The organism is Salinivibrio kushneri (genome assembly GCF_027286325.1).
Taxonomy (GTDB): Bacteria; Pseudomonadota; Gammaproteobacteria; order Enterobacterales; family Vibrionaceae; genus Salinivibrio; species Salinivibrio kushneri_A.
In genome coordinates this window covers 362,482-379,510 of sequence record NZ_CP114588.1, presented here as the reverse complement: position 1 = coordinate 379,510, position 17,029 = coordinate 362,482, and the positions used below count along the sequence as shown (strand labels likewise).

The window sequence follows — 17,029 nt, the reverse complement described above, 5'->3', positions numbered from 1 at the left end:
ATTTACCCTAATTTCTCCGCGATACGTAATACCGAACTACGCGCACGTGCGTTTTGCGCCACCTCTTCGGCAGACGGTTTAATTGCCTTACCGATGGGCTTCATCGCCGCCGAGCCAAGCTCCGCGATCTGTGCTTCAGTCAAAGGCACCCCTTTGGGCACGTCAGGCCCCTTACTTTGCTTGCGAATAAAACGCTTCACCATTCGATCTTCTAACGAGTGAAAGCTGATCACAGACAAACGGCCACCGGGGGCAAGGCTTGCCAGTGCACCTTGCAATGCCTGCTCAATCTCATCTAATTCACTGTTGATATAAATGCGAATCGCTTGGAAGCTGCGCGTCGCTGGGTGCTTTTTCTTTTCTCTAAACGGCACCGCATGATCAATCAGCTTGGCTAGCTGATTGGTGGTGGTTAGCGGGGTCGCTTCTTCATCCTCACGATGACGCACAATCGCATTGGCAATTCGGCGGGCAAAACGTTCTTCACCAAACACTTTTAACACCCAAGCAATGTCGTCTGGGCTGGCGGTTTCTAACCACTGCGCCGCTGACTGGCCGCTACTGGGATCCATGCGCATATCTAAAGGGCCGTCATGCATAAAGCTGAATCCGCGGCTAGGATCGTCCAGCTGCGGAGACGACACGCCCAGATCGAGTAGTATGCCATCCACTTTTTCACTCAAGCCCCGGTCACGCAGATAGGCGTCGATGTCAGAAAAAGGGCCATGAATGATTTGAAAGCGAGGATCGTCAATGGTGTTGGCTTCTTCAATCGCGCGAGGGTCGCGATCAATGGCGTACAAACGCCCGTTTTCACCCAGCTGCGATAAAATATGGCGAGAGTGACCGCCGCGACCAAAAGTGCCATCGACATAAATGCCGTCTGGCTTTATCGCGAGGCCGTCTACCGATTCGTTCAATAGGACGGAAACATGGGTATACTGTTCTGACATAAGTTCACTTCATTATTTACAGAGAGAGGTCAGCTAACCGCTCACTGATCATCGGTGTTGATTCCGCCTGTGTGTCCATATCCTGGCGAATTTGTGCCTGCCATGTCTGCTCATCCCAAATCTCAAACTTATTGAGTTGGCCCACCAGCATCGCTTTGCCCTCAAGCCCGGCGTACTGGCGCAACGTTGCGGACAACAATAGCCGGCCTTGGCCATCCATCTCACAATCAAAGGCATGGCCGAGTAGCAATCGCTGCAAGCGCCGTTCTGCCGGCTGAAAGCTCGACAGCTGTGCAAGCTTGTCTTCTATTACTTCCCACTCTGGGACGGGATACAAGGCCAAACAAGGGAGCTGGTGATCGATCGTACACACAAACTGGCCGTCACAATGGTTAATTAACCCATCGCGATAGCGAGTTGGCAGGGCTAGCCGCCCTTTTTTGTCGACCGATATGGCACTGACGCCGCGTAACATGGCGCTATTTTCCCTTTTTCACCAAGATTATCCACTTTACACCACATTTTCCCACCCAGAAGTGTACGTAGCAGGTAAAAAGAAAGTCAAGCAAGCCATCACAGTGACAAAGATCACACCTGGGAGGATTAAAGAGATATTTCAGCGGGTTAATCAGTCACCAATCCAACCAGCCGCATCAGGTTATAACCAAATCGTCTGATTCAAGCGCTGAAAAAGAGAGGGCGAGCCCAAAAGGCTCGCCCGATAAAGAGGTGAGTTGGCCTATAAGCCGGGTTCTGTACCGTAAAAACGGCGGTAACCATTCGTCTAGGCCTGCAATCGCTCACAGGCTCCAGCAACCTACCCGTCCCCAAACGCGGGCCGCGCCAATAGGGACCTATTTGGTCTTGCTCCGGGTGGAGTTTACCGTGCCACGAACTGTTGCCAGCCGCGCGGTGCGCTCTTACCGCACCCTTTCACCCTTACCTGTGCTCCGAAGAGCCATCGGCGGTCTACTCTCTGCTGCACTGGTCGTAGGCTCGCGCCTCCCAGGCGTTACCTGGCACCCTGCCCTGAGGAGCCCGGACTTTCCTCCCCTTTATCAGTCTCCCGTGGGACATCAATAAAGCAGCGGTTACCTGGCCAACTCGAGCGGGGGAGTATATAGAAGAATCACCACGCAAGCCAGCGTAAATCACGCTTAGCTACAGATTCTCCAAGCCCCACTTATAGAGTGCGTTCTTTTTAACCGAATACAATTCCGCGACTAATGCCGCCGCCTTTTTCAGGGGTAGCTCAGCGGCCAATAAACCGAGGGCATGACACGCCGCCGAGGGCAACGCGCTCTTATCGGCACGATAACCTGCTACCAATAACACCATTTCACCACGCAGCCGGTTGGCATCTTCATTTAACCACTCAATCAGTTCGCCTAAAGGCGCCCCGTGAATGGTTTCAAAGGTTTTGGTCAGTTCACGCGCCAAGACCACGCGGCGCGTCTCACCCAACACTTCACGCATATCCGCCAAACTGTCGCGAATACGGTGCGGCGACTCATAGAAAATCAAGGTGCGAGGATCATCGGCCAAGGTGCGGAACGTATCCTGACGTGCTTTTGTCTTCGGCGGCAGGAACCCTTCAAAGCTAAAGCGGTCTGAAGGCAAACCAGAAGCACTTAATGCGGTGACCACCGCACAAGCACCTGGCAGAGGCACCACTCGCACGCCCGCTTCACGGCATTGCGTGACGAGATGGTAGCCAGGGTCGCTAATCAACGGCGTTCCCGCGTCCGAGACTAATGCAACTGACTGGCCTTGTTGTAAGCGCGCTAATAATGCCGCCGCTTTTTGTTGCTCGTTATGCTCGTGCAACGCAAAAGTCTTCGCATTGATAGAAAAATGCGAGAGCAGCCGAGCGGTATGACGTGTGTCTTCGGCAGCAACCAGATCCACACTGGCTAAAACATCGAGTGCACGCTGGGTAATATCCGCCAAGTTGCCTATCGGTGTCGGCACAATATACAGCGTGGGGTGAGCATGGTCGGATAGATTTGCATCAGTCATTTGTTTAACAACCCTTCGGCGATTAAGATAGGGGCAACGTTGTCACGGTTGAAACATGTTCATGGTTAAACTTACCCAGAAGCGTCAAAGTGTAACACGACTTATCACCCCTGTAGCCCTAGCGTTAGCGCTGGCTGCGTGTAGTGCACCGACGTCTACGCCAACCGCGCGTGATGTCATCAGTCAGCCGGCAACGGAGAATTCGACATTCTACCTGTTGCAAGCAGAAACCAGCCAAGGTGAGAAGCAAAACGACTGGTATTTGCTGGCGATAAAAGCACTGCTTAATGAGCAACAGCTAAACCAAGCCGACGTGCTATTGCAACGCTTGTCGGAGCGCCAACTCAACACCGAACAACGCATTGAGTGGACCTTAGCGCGTGCGCGCTTTCTAGCGCAAACCGGCCAACTCGCTGACGCCAGCCAGGTACTGGTGCTTTCTCCCAATTGGCAGCTTAAAGACAGCCAGTATGTGCGCTTTTACCAGCAAAAGGCCAAGATTGCCCGCCAGCAAGACAATGCGCTCGGCGCGGTAACCCATCAATACCGACTCGCCAGCTATGTGGATAAAAACCAAGCACAGCAAGCCTGGAACACCTTATGGCAAGATTTACAGTTACTGAGCCAAAATGAAATCAAGCAGCTGCAAAACAGCGACGATGACATTCTTGCCGGCTGGGTTGAGTTACTCGATATCGCTCGTCGTTACACAGGCGATGTGGCTGAGATGCAAAGCCAGTTGGATGCCTATTTAGCGTCGCACCCTGCGCACCCAGCCAATCAGTACCTCCCAGACAACTTGGCGGACATTCAAGCGCTGACGATTACCCAACCCACCCATGTTGGTGTAATGCTGCCACTGACCGACAAGTTCTCCGAACAAGGGGATGCGATTCGTGATGGCTTTGTCGAAGCCATGCTGGATGCTAATGCTGAGCAACGTCCCAAGATACGCTTTTACGACACCAACGCCTTGGATATTGATACGCTCACCCAACGCATCACCCATGACGGCGTCGATTTTGTCGTCGGGCCTTTGCAAAAACACAAGGTAGTCGCTGTGAGCAACGCCATTGCTGGACAAGTGCCAGTGTTAGCGCTCAATGAACCAACGGATGATCGCTACCAGCAAGGGGTATGTTATTTCACCTTATCCCCCGAGCAAGAAGCAGCGCAAGCAGCCGATCGCTTGCACCAACAGGGGTATCAATTCCCGCTGGTGCTCTATCCTGATTCTGCCTTTGGACAGCGAATGCGCGACGCCTTTTCCACGCGTTGGCAATCACTCACCGACACCGAGGTAGAACAAGCACCGTTGGGTGATCGCGATAAAATGCAAGCGCGCATCCGTGATATTTTCGGCTTAGACGCCAGTCAACGTCGGATAGCCCAAATGAAGCAGCTCACCGACTTGCCGTTGCAATCACAAGCACGGAGTCGTCGGGACATTGATGCCGTGTATATGGTCGCCGGTGCCGCCGAGCTTACCTTGCTCAAACCCTTTATCGAAGTGGCCATTAATCCGGATGTGCAGCCACCCAAGCTGTACGCCAGCTCACGCAGCAACAACCGCGCAGATGGCATGGGACAATTAGCCGAGCTGCAGGGCATCGAGTTTAGTGATATTCCGCTGCTGATTAGCACCCAAAGCGCAGCGTATCAGCAATACCAGCAGCGCCATCCTTCGCCGAGCAATAACACCACGCGTTTACACGCGCTTGGGATGGATGCATACGGCCTGCTGAAAGGGTTACCGCAAATGCAGGCACAACCTGGCTACCAGTTTAGTGGCCAAACAGGCCAATTATCACTGGCGGATAACTGTGTTATCCATCGACAACTGGACTGGGCGCGGTTTGGCAAGACAGACATCGAGCCCATTACGAACCAAACCAAGCAGGATGCGCAGTGATACGTCCTCAGCCTAGAGCGAAAGGGCAAGCTTACGAAGCACAAGCTTGCCAGTACCTCGTTCGCCATGGGCTGACCACTTTGGATAAAAACGCGCACAGTCGCCGTGGAGAAATCGACTTAGTGATGCAAGACGGCACCTGCTTGGTGTTCGTCGAAGTCCGTTTTCGCCAAGGGCGCGGATTTGGTGGCGCAGCAGCCAGCATTACCGCCGCCAAGCAGCGACGCTTAATTCTGGCGGCAGAACGCTGGATGCAATGTCGCGGTATAAAAAGTACACAAACCGAATTTCGCTTTGACGCCGTCACCTTTGATGGCAGTGTTGAGGCGGTCAACTGGATTAAAAACATCGTTCAAGGGTAAGTCATGCTAGAGAGCATCAAAGAGAGCTTTACCGAAAGTATTCAAACCCAGATAGCTGCCGCTGAGGCAATCCCTGAGTACCTGTCACAATCGGCTCAGGTGATGGTACAAAGCCTGCTTAATGGCAATAAAATCCTCTGTTGTGGTAACGGTGGCTCAGCCGCCAATGCCCAGCATTTTGCGTCTTGCCTGCTTAATCGCTTTGAAACCGAGCGCCCGAGCTTGCCAGCATTAGCACTGACCACAGACACCACTACTTTAACGGCGGTGGCCAATGACTATAGCCATGACGAAGTGTTTTCTAAGCAAGTACGCGCCTTAGGACAAGCTGGCGACATCTTGCTGGCGATTTCCACTAGTGGTAACAGTAAAGACATCATCAAAGCCATGGAAGCCGCGGTGACCCGTGATATGACCATTATTGCGATGACCGGAAAAGACGGCGGAGAAATGGCCGGATTGCTCGGGCAGCGCGATGTCGAGATCCGCATTCCGTCACAACGTACCGCACGGATCCAAGAAGGGCACTTACTTACCGTACACTGCTTGTGCGACCTTATCGATCAGGTGCTCTTCCCTTCTCACGGAGAATAAACCATGCGCCTGATAATCACCTTGATGTTTGTGCTTGCCTTGCAAGCGTGCTCAACCGTTTACTCCTCCGACCCACGCACCACCGGCGAGGAGTGGCAGGACACACAAATTGGCCTAAACACAGCGGGGATTGTCAATAAACCGCCGTTTAGAAATAAAATTCGTGCAAAAGCGGCCGCTTTTCAAGGGCAAGCACTGTTAGTGGGGCAAAGCACCGATCCGGCTCTGACCGAGCAATTGGTTGAGCGCATTCGCGCATTGGACAATGTCGACGTGGTCTACAACGAAGTGCGCGACGCACCCATGATTGGTCTTGCCGATATTAGTACCGACGGCTGGCTCACGACCCGCGTGAAAGCCGCGTTTGTGGCGGATGATCAGTTGCGTTCGGTCAATATCAAGGTGATCACCGAAGCCCGAGAAGTGTTTTTAATGGGAGCGGTTACCCAAGCGCAAGCGGACAAAGCGGTGGACATCGCCCGCAATGTACGTGGCGTCGAGCGCGTGATCAAAGCGTTCCAGTATGTCGGTGACGAGAGCTCGCCATAAGACAGGCCTCCCGCTCACAACAAACAACCTATCTGTCAGCCGACCTCTGTGTCGGCTTTTTTACGTCGGTGCGTATCCACCTGCTTCGTCACCCGCTCTCCCCCTATGGTTATCGTTTTTCGTCAATCACGCTGCTTTCTCTTTAACCCTTTTCTTTCTTTTTCATCTTCAAGAAAAAACATCAGCGCTACATCTAGCCTTTAATTACATACAAATCAGTTACAAACACTAATGATAATGGTTTTTACTAGAATTTTTGTTAGTGAATTTTACTTGCGCCTGATATAGTCCCGCCACAATTAAATGAGAACTATTTGCATAGGAGTATGACATGCATTTACGTTTAAACCCGCTAACCCTTGCGATCATCACCGCGGGCACCCTTAGCCTCCCCACACACGCCCAAGACGCACAGCCTGTCGAAACGGTAACCGTCACCGCTGACAGCCTGCAAGGTAATATGGCGGTCAGCGCTGAAGAGCTTGAAGCCCGTCAGGCTCAAGATTTGGAAGACATGTTCCGCGACAACGCCAGCATCAATGTCGGTGGTGGCGTCGGTGCCGGCCAGAAGGTTTATCTGCGCGGGGTTGAAGACACAAACCTCAACATCACCGTCGATGGTGCTGCACAAGGGGGTTACTTATTCCACCACCAAGGCCGTTTAAGCATTGAACCCGAGCTTCTCAAGCGCGTTGGGGTTGAGTCAGGTCCAGCGAGCGCCGACAGTGGCCCTGGTGCGCTGGGCGGCAGTGTACGTTTTGAAACCAAAGACGCACAAGACATGCTACGTCCCGGCCAAACCATCGGGGCTCGACTTTCAGGCGGCCTTGAAAGTGCAGCCAATGCTACCTCTGGCAGCTCTGCCGTCTATGGTCGCTTAGGTGAGTCCCTGGGGATTCTTGCCTACATGAAAGGGCGTAACAGTGATGACTATCGCCACGGCGGCGGAGACCTACAGCCAGCAACAGCGAGCCAACAACGCAGTTACCTGGTGAAGTTGTCACTGCTCAATCACGGCGATCACGATGTCCGCGTCAGTGCCGAGCGTCGTACTGATCAGGGCGATTACTTTGTCCGTGCTCATATGCCCTATTTCAGCCGCCAGTCACGCAGCTATCAAGAAACCGAGCGCGAAACCTTATCATTCCAACATCGCTGGGCGCCGGATTCTGACTGGATTGAATTGACCACCAAGCTGTATCAAAACACCTTGGATCTGGATCGGATTGAAAGCGAAACCTTTAGCCGTGCCCGTCAAATCGGCGGCGATATTCGTAACCAAATGCGCTTTGATACCGGCGCAGTGCAACATGCGCTCACCGCGGGTATCGATATGTTCGAGCAAAAAACCGAAAACCTCGATTACGACGAAGCCAACGGTGCCAACAATCAAGACAAAGCACGTAATATCGGCCTGTTTTTACAAGATAGAATGACAGTCGGTGACTTTGGCATTGCATGGGGCGTACGCTTTGATGATTACCACACCGATTACGGCCAAGCCGGCGACGTCGATGGCAGTGAGGTTTCACCCAACTTGCAGCTGAGCTATCAAGCCACAGACAACCTGCGTCTGCATGCCGGCTACGGCGAAGCCGTGCGCGGTGCCAAAACGCGGGAAGTGTTGCTGATTGGCGGTGCTGTTGAGGTAGATAAAGATCTACAGCCTGAGCACGCCAAGCAAGCTGAAATCGGCGCGGAATGGCAAGGCTATGGCATGTTGACCGAGCAAGACACCCTAAATTTAGCGGTTACCGGCTTTAACACTCAAATAGAAAACTACCAAGCGTACGATCGCCGCAGTGACCCAAATTATCTTTACAACCTCGAGGATGAGGTCACGAGCCAAGGCATCGAGGCGCGCGTGGGCTGGGCACTCAATCAGTTCGATACGCAGCTCAGCTATAGCCATGTCAATATGGAAGATGAAAACGGCGATCCTCTAGGCGACGCAATGGCAATCGGCGCGTCAGTGGGTAACACTTGGGTGTGGGATACGCAATATCAGCTGGTTGATACGGATGTGAGCTTAGGCTATACCCTAACAGGCGTTGAGCGCTTGACCGATGTGCAAGACGGCGATCACGAGAAGCCTGGCTATGTAGTGCATGACGTGCGCGCGCAGTGGCAGCCAGCCGCCTACCAAGGGCTGACGGTATCATTGGCGGTCAACAACCTGCTCGACAAAGAATACAGCGAGCACAGCTCGTTCACCTTAAACAGCGGCAGCAGCATGCCTGAGCCAGGGCGTGACCTACGCCTAGGCATGAGCTATCGTTTCTAAGCGTTTACTGTCCTATCCGAAATACACAAAGGGCCGACAGCATGTCGGCCCTTTTTTGATCCCTTTATAGGGCTCGCTGCCCAAGCGATAGTTTGCGCCTGACAAGCTACAACTTGCGCCGAAGTAGCAGCAAAGTGATCACTAAGAAAATCACACTTGGGGTAATGGCACCAACCGCTGGTGGTAATTTGTATACCAAGCTCATTGGCCCAAAGACCTCATTGGCAATATAAAAGCCAAAACCAAAGATCACCCCAGAGAGCACGCGCGCCCCCATGGTCACGCTCCGCAGTGGCCCAAACACAAAACTGAGCGCCAGCAACATCATGACTGCAATCGACAACGGCTGTACCGCTTTACGCCATAAAGCAAGCTCGTAGCGAGAGGCATCTTGTTGAGACGCCTGCAAGTAAGTGACGTAGCTGTACAAACCTGACAAAGAGAGCTCCTCGGGTTTCACCGTCACCACTGCTAACTTGTCGGGGGTCAGCGTGGTTTTCCACACCAGTTGATCTTGCTGCACGTTAGAAATCGCTTCGCGCTTTTGCATCCGAGTAATGGTGACATCTTTGAGCATCCAACTGTCTTGATTAAGGTAGTCAGCACTTTCGGCAAACACCACATTGGTCATGTTTTGTTGATCGTCAAACTTCCAGATGCTCACGCCCGTGAGGTTATCTTGCTCATCGGCGCGGGCAATATAAATAAAGTCATTGCCGTCTTTCGCCCATACGCCGCGCCTCACCGACATCACATTGCCGCCTGATTTGGCAATGGCACGTAACTCTCGCGCGGCTTTTTGCGCATCGGGCGCGCCCCATTGACCCAATACCATCACGATGAGCATCAAGGGGATCGCGGTTTTAAGTACTGACATACCGATTTGCAGCTTAGAAATACCCGCCGCCTGCATCACCACCAGCTCGGAGCTGGATGCCAGCATCCCCAGCCCAATCAAGGCACCCAGCAACACCGCCATTGGGAAGAACATTTCAATGTCACGGGGCATACTCAATACCACGTATAAAATGGCTTTACCCATGGTGTAGGTGCCATCACCCACCGAGCGCAGCTGCTCAACAAATTTGATGATCGCTGACAACCCCACCAAGGTTGCTAGGCATAACGAGGAGGTGCCAATCAGCGTGCGACCAATATACCAATCAAGAATGCGAAACATCAGGCAGATCCTTTTAAGCTAGCTTTGAGTTTTCGCACCGGTAGCGAATCCCAACCGGCAAGCACCACAGCCAATAACAAGGCAGCGATATTGACACTCCAAAGCCCAATTTGAGCGGGGAGATCGCCATCTTCGACCGCCGATTTGGCGGCACTGATCGACAAAAAGTACGCCAGATAAATCAAAATCGCGGGGAATAGCTTAGCGAACCGTCCTTGGCGTGGGTTCACCGCCGACAATGGCACTACAATCATGGTCATCAACGGAATACACAGCACCAAAGAGATACGCCACTGCAGTTCAGCGCGCGCTTTTAAGCTCGATTCACCAAACAGTTGCAGCGTAGGCACCGCATCCCAATCGCGACTTTTCTCGCGCACCTCACGCTGACCAATCAGCACCTGATAGTTCTCGTAGGTGGTCACGCCATAGTTAAGCTGGGTCGGCAATCCCTCAGTGCGGGTGCCGTCGACCAAGTCCAGCACTTGGCGGCCATCGTCGAGCTCAGAGACATAACCTTTGTCAGCCACCACCACATTGGGCAGCAAGGAGCCACGCGGCACCGGCTGGGCAACAAACACCTGATTGAGGGTTTGGCCATCATCTTCAATGTTATCGACAAAAATGACCGCTTCGCCGGAAGGGGCGCTTTGAAACTGACCTTGCACCAGCAGCTCCAGCCCCGATTTCGCTTCCAGCTGCTCCATGACTTCTAACTCTTGGTTATTGGCCCACGGTGTTAGCCAGAGTGCGTTAAAGGCGGCCACCGAGCCGGTAATGATCGCCAAATAAAGCGCCGCGCGGATCAAAAACTCGTTACCGATCCCGGTGGCGTTCATCACGGTGATCTCACTCTCGGCATACAGGCGGCCAAAAGTGATCAAGATCCCGATATACAAACTTAGTGGCAACATCAACATCGCCATCGACGGCATGTACAAACCTACTAAGGTAATAATTTGATCACTCGGGATCGATCCCTCCGTGGCATTGGCCAGCACACGGATGAACTTTTGGCTGAAAAAGACCAGAAATAACACAAATAAGACTGCAACTTGTGTCTTAACCGTCTCCCGGATCAAATATCGAACAATTATCAAAGCGAAGGCACCTATGGAAAACTTGTTTTTTTACTCGAATAACTATAGTTTCTGGTTTAATTAGTTGTTTTCTAATCTTTCGGCCATTTGTTGACCGCCGGCTGATCCGGGCGCATGTAGAGCGTTCAACAACATAGAAGCGGCATTATCCAACATTTGGTCTCAATTGTCTTTAGGATCTAGGAGTACAAATGGAGTTCAGTGTAAAGAGCGGTAGCCCCGAAAAGCAACGCAGTGCCTGTATTGTCGTCGGTGTATTTGAGCCTCGCCGCCTCTCCCCTGTGGCCGAGCAGCTCGATAAAATCAGCGACGGCTACATCAGCGCCTTGCTGCGCCGCGGTGATCTGGAAGGAAAACCCGGCCAAGTGCTCCTGCTGCACCATGTCCCGAACGTCCTGTCTGAGCGTGTCCTGCTAGTCGGCTGCGGTAAAGAACGTGAGCTGGGCGAGCGCCAATACAAAGAGATTATCAAAAAAACCATCAATACCCTGAACGAAACGGGGTCGATGGAAGCGGTCTGCTTCTTAACCGAGCTGCACGTCAAAGGACGCGATACCTACTGGAAAGTGCGCCAGGCGGTTGAGAGCACCAAAGACAGCCTGTACACCTTTAACCAATTCAAAAGCGTTAAGCCAGAAATTCGCCGCCCATTGCGCAAAATGGTGTTCAACGTGCCAACACGTCGTGAACTAAACCTGGGTGAGCGCGCTATCGCGCACGGTTTGGCGGTTGCCTCTGGTGTTAACGCCTGTAAAGACTTGGGTAACATGCCACCAAACGTGGCCAACCCAGCGTACCTTGCCTCGCAAGCGCGTCGTCTTGCCGACGACTATGAAACGGTCACAACCCGTATCATCGGTGAGCAAGAAATGGAAAAACTGGGCATGCATTCGTACTTAGCCGTGGGCCGAGGCTCCAAAAATGAGTCGATGATGTCTATCATGGAGTACAAAAATAACCCAGACCCAGACGCCAAACCGATTGTCTTGGTGGGTAAAGGCCTGACGTTTGACTCGGGCGGTATTTCCATCAAGCCTGGCGCCAACATGGACGAAATGAAGTACGACATGGGCGGTGCTGCGTCGGTCTTTGGGGTGATGCGCGCGCTGGCCGAGCTCAACCTGCCGATTAATGTTGTTGGGGTGCTGGCTGGCTGTGAAAACATGCCCGACGGTCAAGCGTATCGTCCAGGTGATATCCTCACTACTATGTCAGGCCAAACCGTGGAAGTGCTCAACACCGACGCTGAAGGCCGTTTAGTCTTGTGTGACGCCCTGACCTATGTTGAACGTTATGAGCCAGAATGTGTGATTGATGTCGCGACCTTAACCGGGGCGTGCATCATGGCCTTGAGCCACCACATTAGCGCCTTGATTGCCAACCAAAACCCACTGGCGCACGATATCATCAATGCTTCAGAGCAAGCCGGTGACCGTGCGTGGCGCCTGCCAATGACTGACGAGTTCCAAGAGCAGCTCGACAGCCCGTTTGCCGATATGGCCAACATTGGCGGTAAAGGTGGCGGCACCATCACCGCCGGGTGTTTCTTGTCGCGCTTTGCCAAGAAATACAACTGGGCGCACCTAGATATCGCCGGTACCGCTTGGAGAAGTGGCGGAAAAGAAAAAGGCTCAACCGGTCGTCCGGTGCCGCTGTTGGTTCAATTCTTACTGAACCGCTCTGGCCTAGAAGTGGAAGAGTAAGGAGAAGGAGGCCAACCGGCCTCCTTTTTTGTTCACACTTTATTCAATACTGGTGTCTGTGCGCACAATCGGCTATGTTGTTGGGCTCGCGCTACCCGGACACCCTGCTTTTGGGACGGAGGCCGTTTCTCATATTTAGGAGCGTATATGCCCACCGCCACCTTTTATTTGCTATCGCCGCCTGATCCAGCCGACGATACCGAACGCCCGGGGCTAACACCCGAACACGAACAGCAAGCGCGTGAAAACAAAGACAGTGACACGCAAAAGCGTGACACACAAATCATAGTAGCAACCGCTATCGAACTGGCTTTTTACTACTATCAACAAGGGCAACGCATTTACCTGGCCGCGCACGACCAAGCCCAAGCGCATCAACTCGATGATTTGCTGTGGCAACGTGACCCAGATGTATTTTTGCCCCATAACTTGGTCGGTGAAGGGCCGCGAGGCGGCGCACCGGTGGAAATCGGCTGGCCTGGCGTACGCCATACGGGTCATCGCAGCGTGCTTATCAATTTGGCGACAGAGCCATCAAATTTTGCGCCTTCGTTTGCACAAGTGGTAGACTTCGTCCCTTGCGATGAGACGCTCAAACAGCACGCGCGTCACCGATATAAAGCATACCGACTGGCAGGCCTGCAACTTCATACCCTGGCCATCGACCAATCGCCCAAACCTTGACGATCTTTCAAGAGCGCTATGGAAAAGACATATAATCCACAATCAATCGAAAAAGCGCTGTATCAGCGCTGGGAAGAGGCGGGCTATTTCCGACCTCATGGTGATACCAGCAAAGATGCATTCAGCATCATGATCCCACCTCCAAACGTGACCGGTAGCCTGCATATGGGCCACGCGTTCCAGGATACCATTATGGATACCCTGACCCGTGCCGCACGGATGAAGGGCAACAATACCTTATGGCAAGTGGGAACGGACCACGCCGGTATCGCGACGCAGATGGTCGTGGAGCGCAAGATCGCCGCCGAAGAAGGCAAAACCAAACACGATTACGGTCGTGAGGCCTTTGTTGACAAAATTTGGCAATGGAAAGGCGAATCCGGTGGCACCATTACCCAACAGTTGCGCCGTTTAGGGGCCTCTGTCGACTGGGATCGCGAACGCTTCACCATGGATGAAGGCTTTTCTAACGCGGTGAAAGAAGTGTTTGTTCGCCTGCACCAAGAAGACCTGATTTACCGCGGTAAACGCCTGGTGAACTGGGATCCTAAGCTGCATACGGCCATTTCCGACTTAGAAGTGGAAAACAAAGACAAGAAAGGCCACATGTGGCACTTCCGTTATCCACTCGCTGATGGCGCTCAAACCGCTGAAGGCAAAGATTACATCGTGGTGGCGACCACCCGTCCAGAAACCATGCTGGGCGACACCGGTGTTGCGGTCAACCCAGAAGACCCGCGTTATAAAGACCTGATTGGCAAGCACGTGCTGCTGCCTGTGGTTAATCGTCGCATCCCAATTGTGGGCGATGAACACGCCGACATGGAAAAAGGCACCGGGTGTGTGAAAATCACCCCTGCGCACGACTTTAACGACTACGAAGTCGGCCAGCGCCACCAGCTACCGATGATCAACATCCTGACCTTGAACGCCGACATTCGCGATCAAGCAGAAGTGTTTGATCACAAAGGCCAGCCAAGTGATGCTTTCGATAGTGCCCTACCAGAAAACTACCAAGGCCTAGAGCGTTTTGCCGCACGTAAAGCGATCGTCGCCGAATTTGATGCGCTGGGTTTATTGGATGAAATTAAAGATCACGATCTGACTGTGCCATATGGCGATCGCGGCGGCGTGGTGATTGAGCCAATGCTGACCGACCAGTGGTATGTGCGCACCGCACCATTGGCAGAGCCGGCGGTAAAAGCGGTTGAAGACGGCGATATCCAATTTGTGCCTAAGCAGTACGAGAACATGTACTTCGCGTGGATGCGTGACGTGCAAGATTGGTGTATTTCACGCCAGCTTTGGTGGGGCCACCGCATTCCTGCCTGGTACGACGACCAAGGCAATGTGTATGTAGGCCGTGACGAAGACGAAGTACGTCGCGATAACCAGATTGGCGACGATGTGGCGCTACGCCAAGACGAAGACGTGTTGGATACGTGGTTCTCATCCGCGCTTTGGACCTTCGGTACCCTAGGTTGGCCAGAAAACACCGATGCACTGAAAACCTTCCACCCTACCGATGTGTTGGTGTCAGGCTTTGACATCATCTTCTTCTGGGTGGCGCGCATGATCATGATGACCATGCACTTCATCAAAGATGAAAACGGCAAGCCACAAGTGCCGTTTAAGACCATTTACATGACTGGTCTTATCCGCGATGAAAGTGGCGCCAAGATGTCAAAATCCAAGGGTAACGTGCTCGACCCGCTCGATATGATTGACGGCATCAGTGTTGACGAGCTGGTTGCCAAGCGTACCGGCAACATGATGCAGCCAAAGCTGGCAGAAAAGATTGAAAAGGCGACCCGTAAAACCTTCGAGAATGGCATCGAAGCCCACGGTACCGACGCACTGCGCTTTACCCTCGCGGCACTGGCCTCAACCGGTCGTGATATCAACTGGGACATGAAGCGCCTTGAAGGGTATCGCAACTTCTGTAACAAGCTGTGGAACGCCAGCCGTTACGTGCTGATGAACACCGAAGAGCAAGATTGCGGCATGAGCGGTGGCGAGATGCAATTCTCACTGGCCGATCAGTGGATCGAGTCTCAGTTCCAGCAAGCGGCGAAAGACTTCAATACTCATCTCGACAACTATCGCCTCGATATGGCGGCCGGTGTCTTGTATGAGTTTATCTGGCACCAGTTCTGTGACTGGTACTTGGAGCTCACCAAACCCGTACTGTGGAAAGGTGACGACGCACAGCAACGTGCCACCCGTTACACTCTGATCACCGTATTGGAAAAAACCTTACGTCTCGCGCACCCTGTGATCCCATACATCACGGAAGCGATTTGGCAGAGCGTCAAACCACTGGTTGACGGTGTCGACGGCGACACCATTATGAACCAGCCGTTGCCGCAATTTGATGCCAGCCGTGTTAACGCGCAAGCCTCAGAAGACATTGAGTGGGTGAAGCAGTTTATCGTCAGCATCCGTAACCTGCGCGCAGAATACGACATTGCGCCAAGCCAGCCGCTTGAGGTGATGTTAAAAGCCGCAGATAGCCGTGATGCTGAGCGTGCGACCCGCAACCGCACTACCTTGAATGCTCTGGCGAAACTCGGCAGTTTCACCGTGCTTGACGGTAGCGAAACCTTACCTGCGTGTGCCTCTGCGTTGGTCGGCAGCTCAGAGATCTTGATCCCGATGGCAGGTTTGATTGATAAAGACGCCGAGTTAGCACGTCTGGATAAAGAGATCGCTCGCGTAGAAGGTGAAATCAAGCGTGTTGAAGGCAAGCTGGGCAACGAAAGCTTTGTCGCCAAAGCACCTGAAGCTGTGGTGGCGAAAGAGCGTGAAAAGCTCGATGGCTACCGTGAGAGCCTCACCAAGCTTGGTGAGCAAAAAGCGACCATCGCCGCGCTATAATCCTCGGCTCACTCAGCCTATCAAGCCACACCGCTCGGTGTGGCTTTTTTATGCCCCACCTCCGCGAAAAATTGGCTTGGTCAGTTTCTAAACGCTTGTTATCCCGAGCACTGATCGCCGTTGATAGCTCGCCTCTATGTAAAAGATAGTGAGAACCGTTTTTATTTATCGACAGTCTCTGTGCATACTGTCAGTGTTGATTAAACGCGTGTTGCTAATAAGGAGCTACACCATGAAGAAGACACTCAGTTTTGCCGCTATCCACTTTTCTATCGCCTTTACCGTGGCCTATGTGCTGACCGGCGATATCATCATTGGCAGCCTGATTGCGATGACCGAACCCACCGTCAATACCGGGGCGTTTTATCTTCATGAAAAACTCTGGCAGCTTAGCCGCCAAGCGCGCCCCGCGGTCAAAACGGCCAGCTTTGCGGTCGTGCACTTTAACGTTGCCTTTTTGGTGGGCTATTTAATCAGTGGCGATTGGTTGGTCGGTGGCGCACTGGCGCTGGTTGAGCCAAGCATCAACACCTTGGCGTACTTCTTCCACGAAAAGGTGTGGCAACGTCGCCATGCGGTAAAACCCGCACCGCTTCACTTGGGGCATCATCATTAAAAAAAACATCGGTTTAATCACGGTATAACTAACACCAAGGGGAGCACTGTCAGTGGTTAAAAGGCAGTATCTCCTTGTTTCACCAAAAAGACATTTACGACGACGCTGTCAATATTGTATCCCCCTGTCAGTTTTTCCTTCAACATTCGTGCTGCGTTGTGAAAGCCAACCTGGTGAGATAGATTACTGATACATG

14 protein-coding genes and 1 other RNA gene are annotated in these 17,029 nt (G+C 52.8%); 9 read left to right on the top strand and 6 right to left on the bottom strand.

Going from position 1 to position 17,029, the window contains the following annotated elements; genetic code table 11:
• Positions 1-2: 2 nt before the first annotated feature.
• The 4 genes from rsmH to rsmI all read right to left on the bottom strand — a co-directional run bounded on the left by rsmH (position 3) and on the right by rsmI (position 2,972).
• On the bottom strand, positions 3-953 hold the full coding sequence (gene rsmH, locus N8M53_RS01930) for a 16S rRNA (cytosine(1402)-N(4))-methyltransferase RsmH (RefSeq protein WP_077771154.1): 951 nt from the start codon (positions 951-953) through the stop codon (positions 3-5).
• A 16-nt stretch (positions 954-969) separates the two neighbouring features.
• The gene (gene mraZ / locus N8M53_RS01925) at positions 970-1,428 is read right to left on the bottom strand and encodes a division/cell wall cluster transcriptional repressor MraZ (RefSeq protein ID WP_077578698.1); all 459 of its coding nucleotides are present in this window, start codon (positions 1,426-1,428) and stop codon (positions 970-972) included.
• A gap of 251 nt (positions 1,429-1,679) precedes the next feature.
• An RNA gene (gene rnpB, locus N8M53_RS01920) (RNase P RNA component class A) lies at positions 1,680-2,060 on the bottom strand.
• Positions 2,061-2,114: 54 nt separating this feature from the next.
• A complete protein-coding gene (gene rsmI / locus N8M53_RS01915) occupies positions 2,115-2,972 on the bottom strand; it encodes a 16S rRNA (cytidine(1402)-2'-O)-methyltransferase (RefSeq protein WP_269579274.1) in 858 nt (285 codons plus the stop codon).
• A 61-nt stretch (positions 2,973-3,033) separates the two neighbouring features.
• On the opposite strand from rsmI, the gene N8M53_RS01910 reads away from it, so the two are divergent.
• The 5 genes from N8M53_RS01910 (at position 3,034) to N8M53_RS01890 (ending at position 8,673) form a co-directional block, all read left to right on the top strand.
• A complete protein-coding gene (locus N8M53_RS01910; RefSeq protein WP_269579273.1) occupies positions 3,034-4,884 on the top strand; it encodes a penicillin-binding protein activator in 1,851 nt (616 codons plus the stop codon).
• Entirely contained in the window at positions 4,881-5,246 is a 366-nt protein-coding gene (locus N8M53_RS01905) for a YraN family protein (RefSeq protein WP_269579272.1), read from the top strand. Before N8M53_RS01910 ends, N8M53_RS01905 begins: the two co-directional genes overlap by 4 nt.
• A 3-nt stretch (positions 5,247-5,249) precedes the next feature.
• Positions 5,250-5,840 carry a phosphoheptose isomerase gene (locus N8M53_RS01900; RefSeq protein WP_046073955.1) on the top strand — a complete coding sequence of 197 codons (591 nt, stop codon included), beginning with the start codon at positions 5,250-5,252 and terminating at the stop codon, positions 5,838-5,840.
• 3 nt (positions 5,841-5,843) lie between these two features.
• Positions 5,844-6,389, top strand: a complete 546-nt coding sequence (locus tag N8M53_RS01895) for a BON domain-containing protein (protein ID WP_269579271.1) — start codon at positions 5,844-5,846, stop codon at positions 6,387-6,389.
• Between the two features lie 331 nt (positions 6,390-6,720).
• Positions 6,721-8,673, top strand: a complete 1,953-nt coding sequence (locus N8M53_RS01890; protein ID WP_269579270.1) for a TonB-dependent receptor domain-containing protein — start codon at positions 6,721-6,723, stop codon at positions 8,671-8,673.
• A gap of 106 nt (positions 8,674-8,779) precedes the next feature.
• Here the strand turns inward: N8M53_RS01890 and lptG are convergent, their stop codons facing one another.
• On the bottom strand, positions 8,780-9,853 hold the full coding sequence (gene lptG, locus N8M53_RS01885) for an LPS export ABC transporter permease LptG (protein ID WP_077578691.1): 1,074 nt from the start codon (positions 9,851-9,853) through the stop codon (positions 8,780-8,782).
• Complete coding sequence (gene lptF / locus N8M53_RS01880; protein ID WP_077578690.1) at positions 9,853-10,953, bottom strand: LPS export ABC transporter permease LptF; 1,101 nt, start codon at positions 10,951-10,953, stop codon at positions 9,853-9,855. Before lptF ends, lptG begins: the two co-directional genes overlap by 1 nt.
• A 191-nt stretch (positions 10,954-11,144) precedes the next feature.
• Between lptF and pepA the strand changes: the two genes are divergently transcribed.
• The 4 genes from pepA (at position 11,145) to N8M53_RS01860 (ending at position 16,833) form a co-directional block, all read left to right on the top strand.
• On the top strand, positions 11,145-12,656 hold the full coding sequence (gene pepA, locus N8M53_RS01875) for a leucyl aminopeptidase (protein ID WP_077578689.1): 1,512 nt from the start codon (positions 11,145-11,147) through the stop codon (positions 12,654-12,656).
• A 147-nt stretch (positions 12,657-12,803) separates the two neighbouring features.
• Positions 12,804-13,340: a DNA polymerase III subunit chi gene (locus tag N8M53_RS01870; protein WP_269579269.1), complete on the top strand. Its 537-nt coding sequence runs from the start codon at positions 12,804-12,806 to the stop codon at positions 13,338-13,340.
• A gap of 18 nt (positions 13,341-13,358) precedes the next feature.
• A complete protein-coding gene (locus tag N8M53_RS01865; protein ID WP_269579268.1) occupies positions 13,359-16,217 on the top strand; it encodes a valine--tRNA ligase in 2,859 nt (952 codons plus the stop codon).
• 232 nt (positions 16,218-16,449) lie between these two features.
• Complete coding sequence (locus N8M53_RS01860; RefSeq protein WP_046073949.1) at positions 16,450-16,833, top strand: DUF2061 domain-containing protein; 384 nt, start codon at positions 16,450-16,452, stop codon at positions 16,831-16,833.
• The last annotated feature ends 196 nt before the right edge of the window (positions 16,834-17,029 follow it).

Coding starts and splice junctions, on each gene's coding strand:
- rsmH (WP_077771154.1), bottom strand. CDS start 953: ATGTCAGAACAGTATACCCATGTTTCCGTCCTATTGAACGAATCGGTA.
- mraZ (WP_077578698.1), bottom strand. CDS start 1,428: ATGTTACGCGGCGTCAGTGCCATATCGGTCGACAAAAAAGGGCGGCTA.
- rsmI (WP_269579274.1), bottom strand. CDS start 2,972: ATGACTGATGCAAATCTATCCGACCATGCTCACCCCACGCTGTATATT.
- N8M53_RS01910 (WP_269579273.1), top strand. CDS start 3,034: ATGGTTAAACTTACCCAGAAGCGTCAAAGTGTAACACGACTTATCACC.
- N8M53_RS01900 (WP_046073955.1), top strand. CDS start 5,250: ATGCTAGAGAGCATCAAAGAGAGCTTTACCGAAAGTATTCAAACCCAG.
- N8M53_RS01895 (WP_269579271.1), top strand. CDS start 5,844: ATGCGCCTGATAATCACCTTGATGTTTGTGCTTGCCTTGCAAGCGTGC.
- N8M53_RS01890 (WP_269579270.1), top strand. CDS start 6,721: ATGCATTTACGTTTAAACCCGCTAACCCTTGCGATCATCACCGCGGGC.
- lptG (WP_077578691.1), bottom strand. CDS start 9,853: ATGTTTCGCATTCTTGATTGGTATATTGGTCGCACGCTGATTGGCACC.
- pepA (WP_077578689.1), top strand. CDS start 11,145: ATGGAGTTCAGTGTAAAGAGCGGTAGCCCCGAAAAGCAACGCAGTGCC.
- N8M53_RS01870 (WP_269579269.1), top strand. CDS start 12,804: ATGCCCACCGCCACCTTTTATTTGCTATCGCCGCCTGATCCAGCCGAC.
- N8M53_RS01865 (WP_269579268.1), top strand. CDS start 13,359: ATGGAAAAGACATATAATCCACAATCAATCGAAAAAGCGCTGTATCAG.
- N8M53_RS01860 (WP_046073949.1), top strand. CDS start 16,450: ATGAAGAAGACACTCAGTTTTGCCGCTATCCACTTTTCTATCGCCTTT.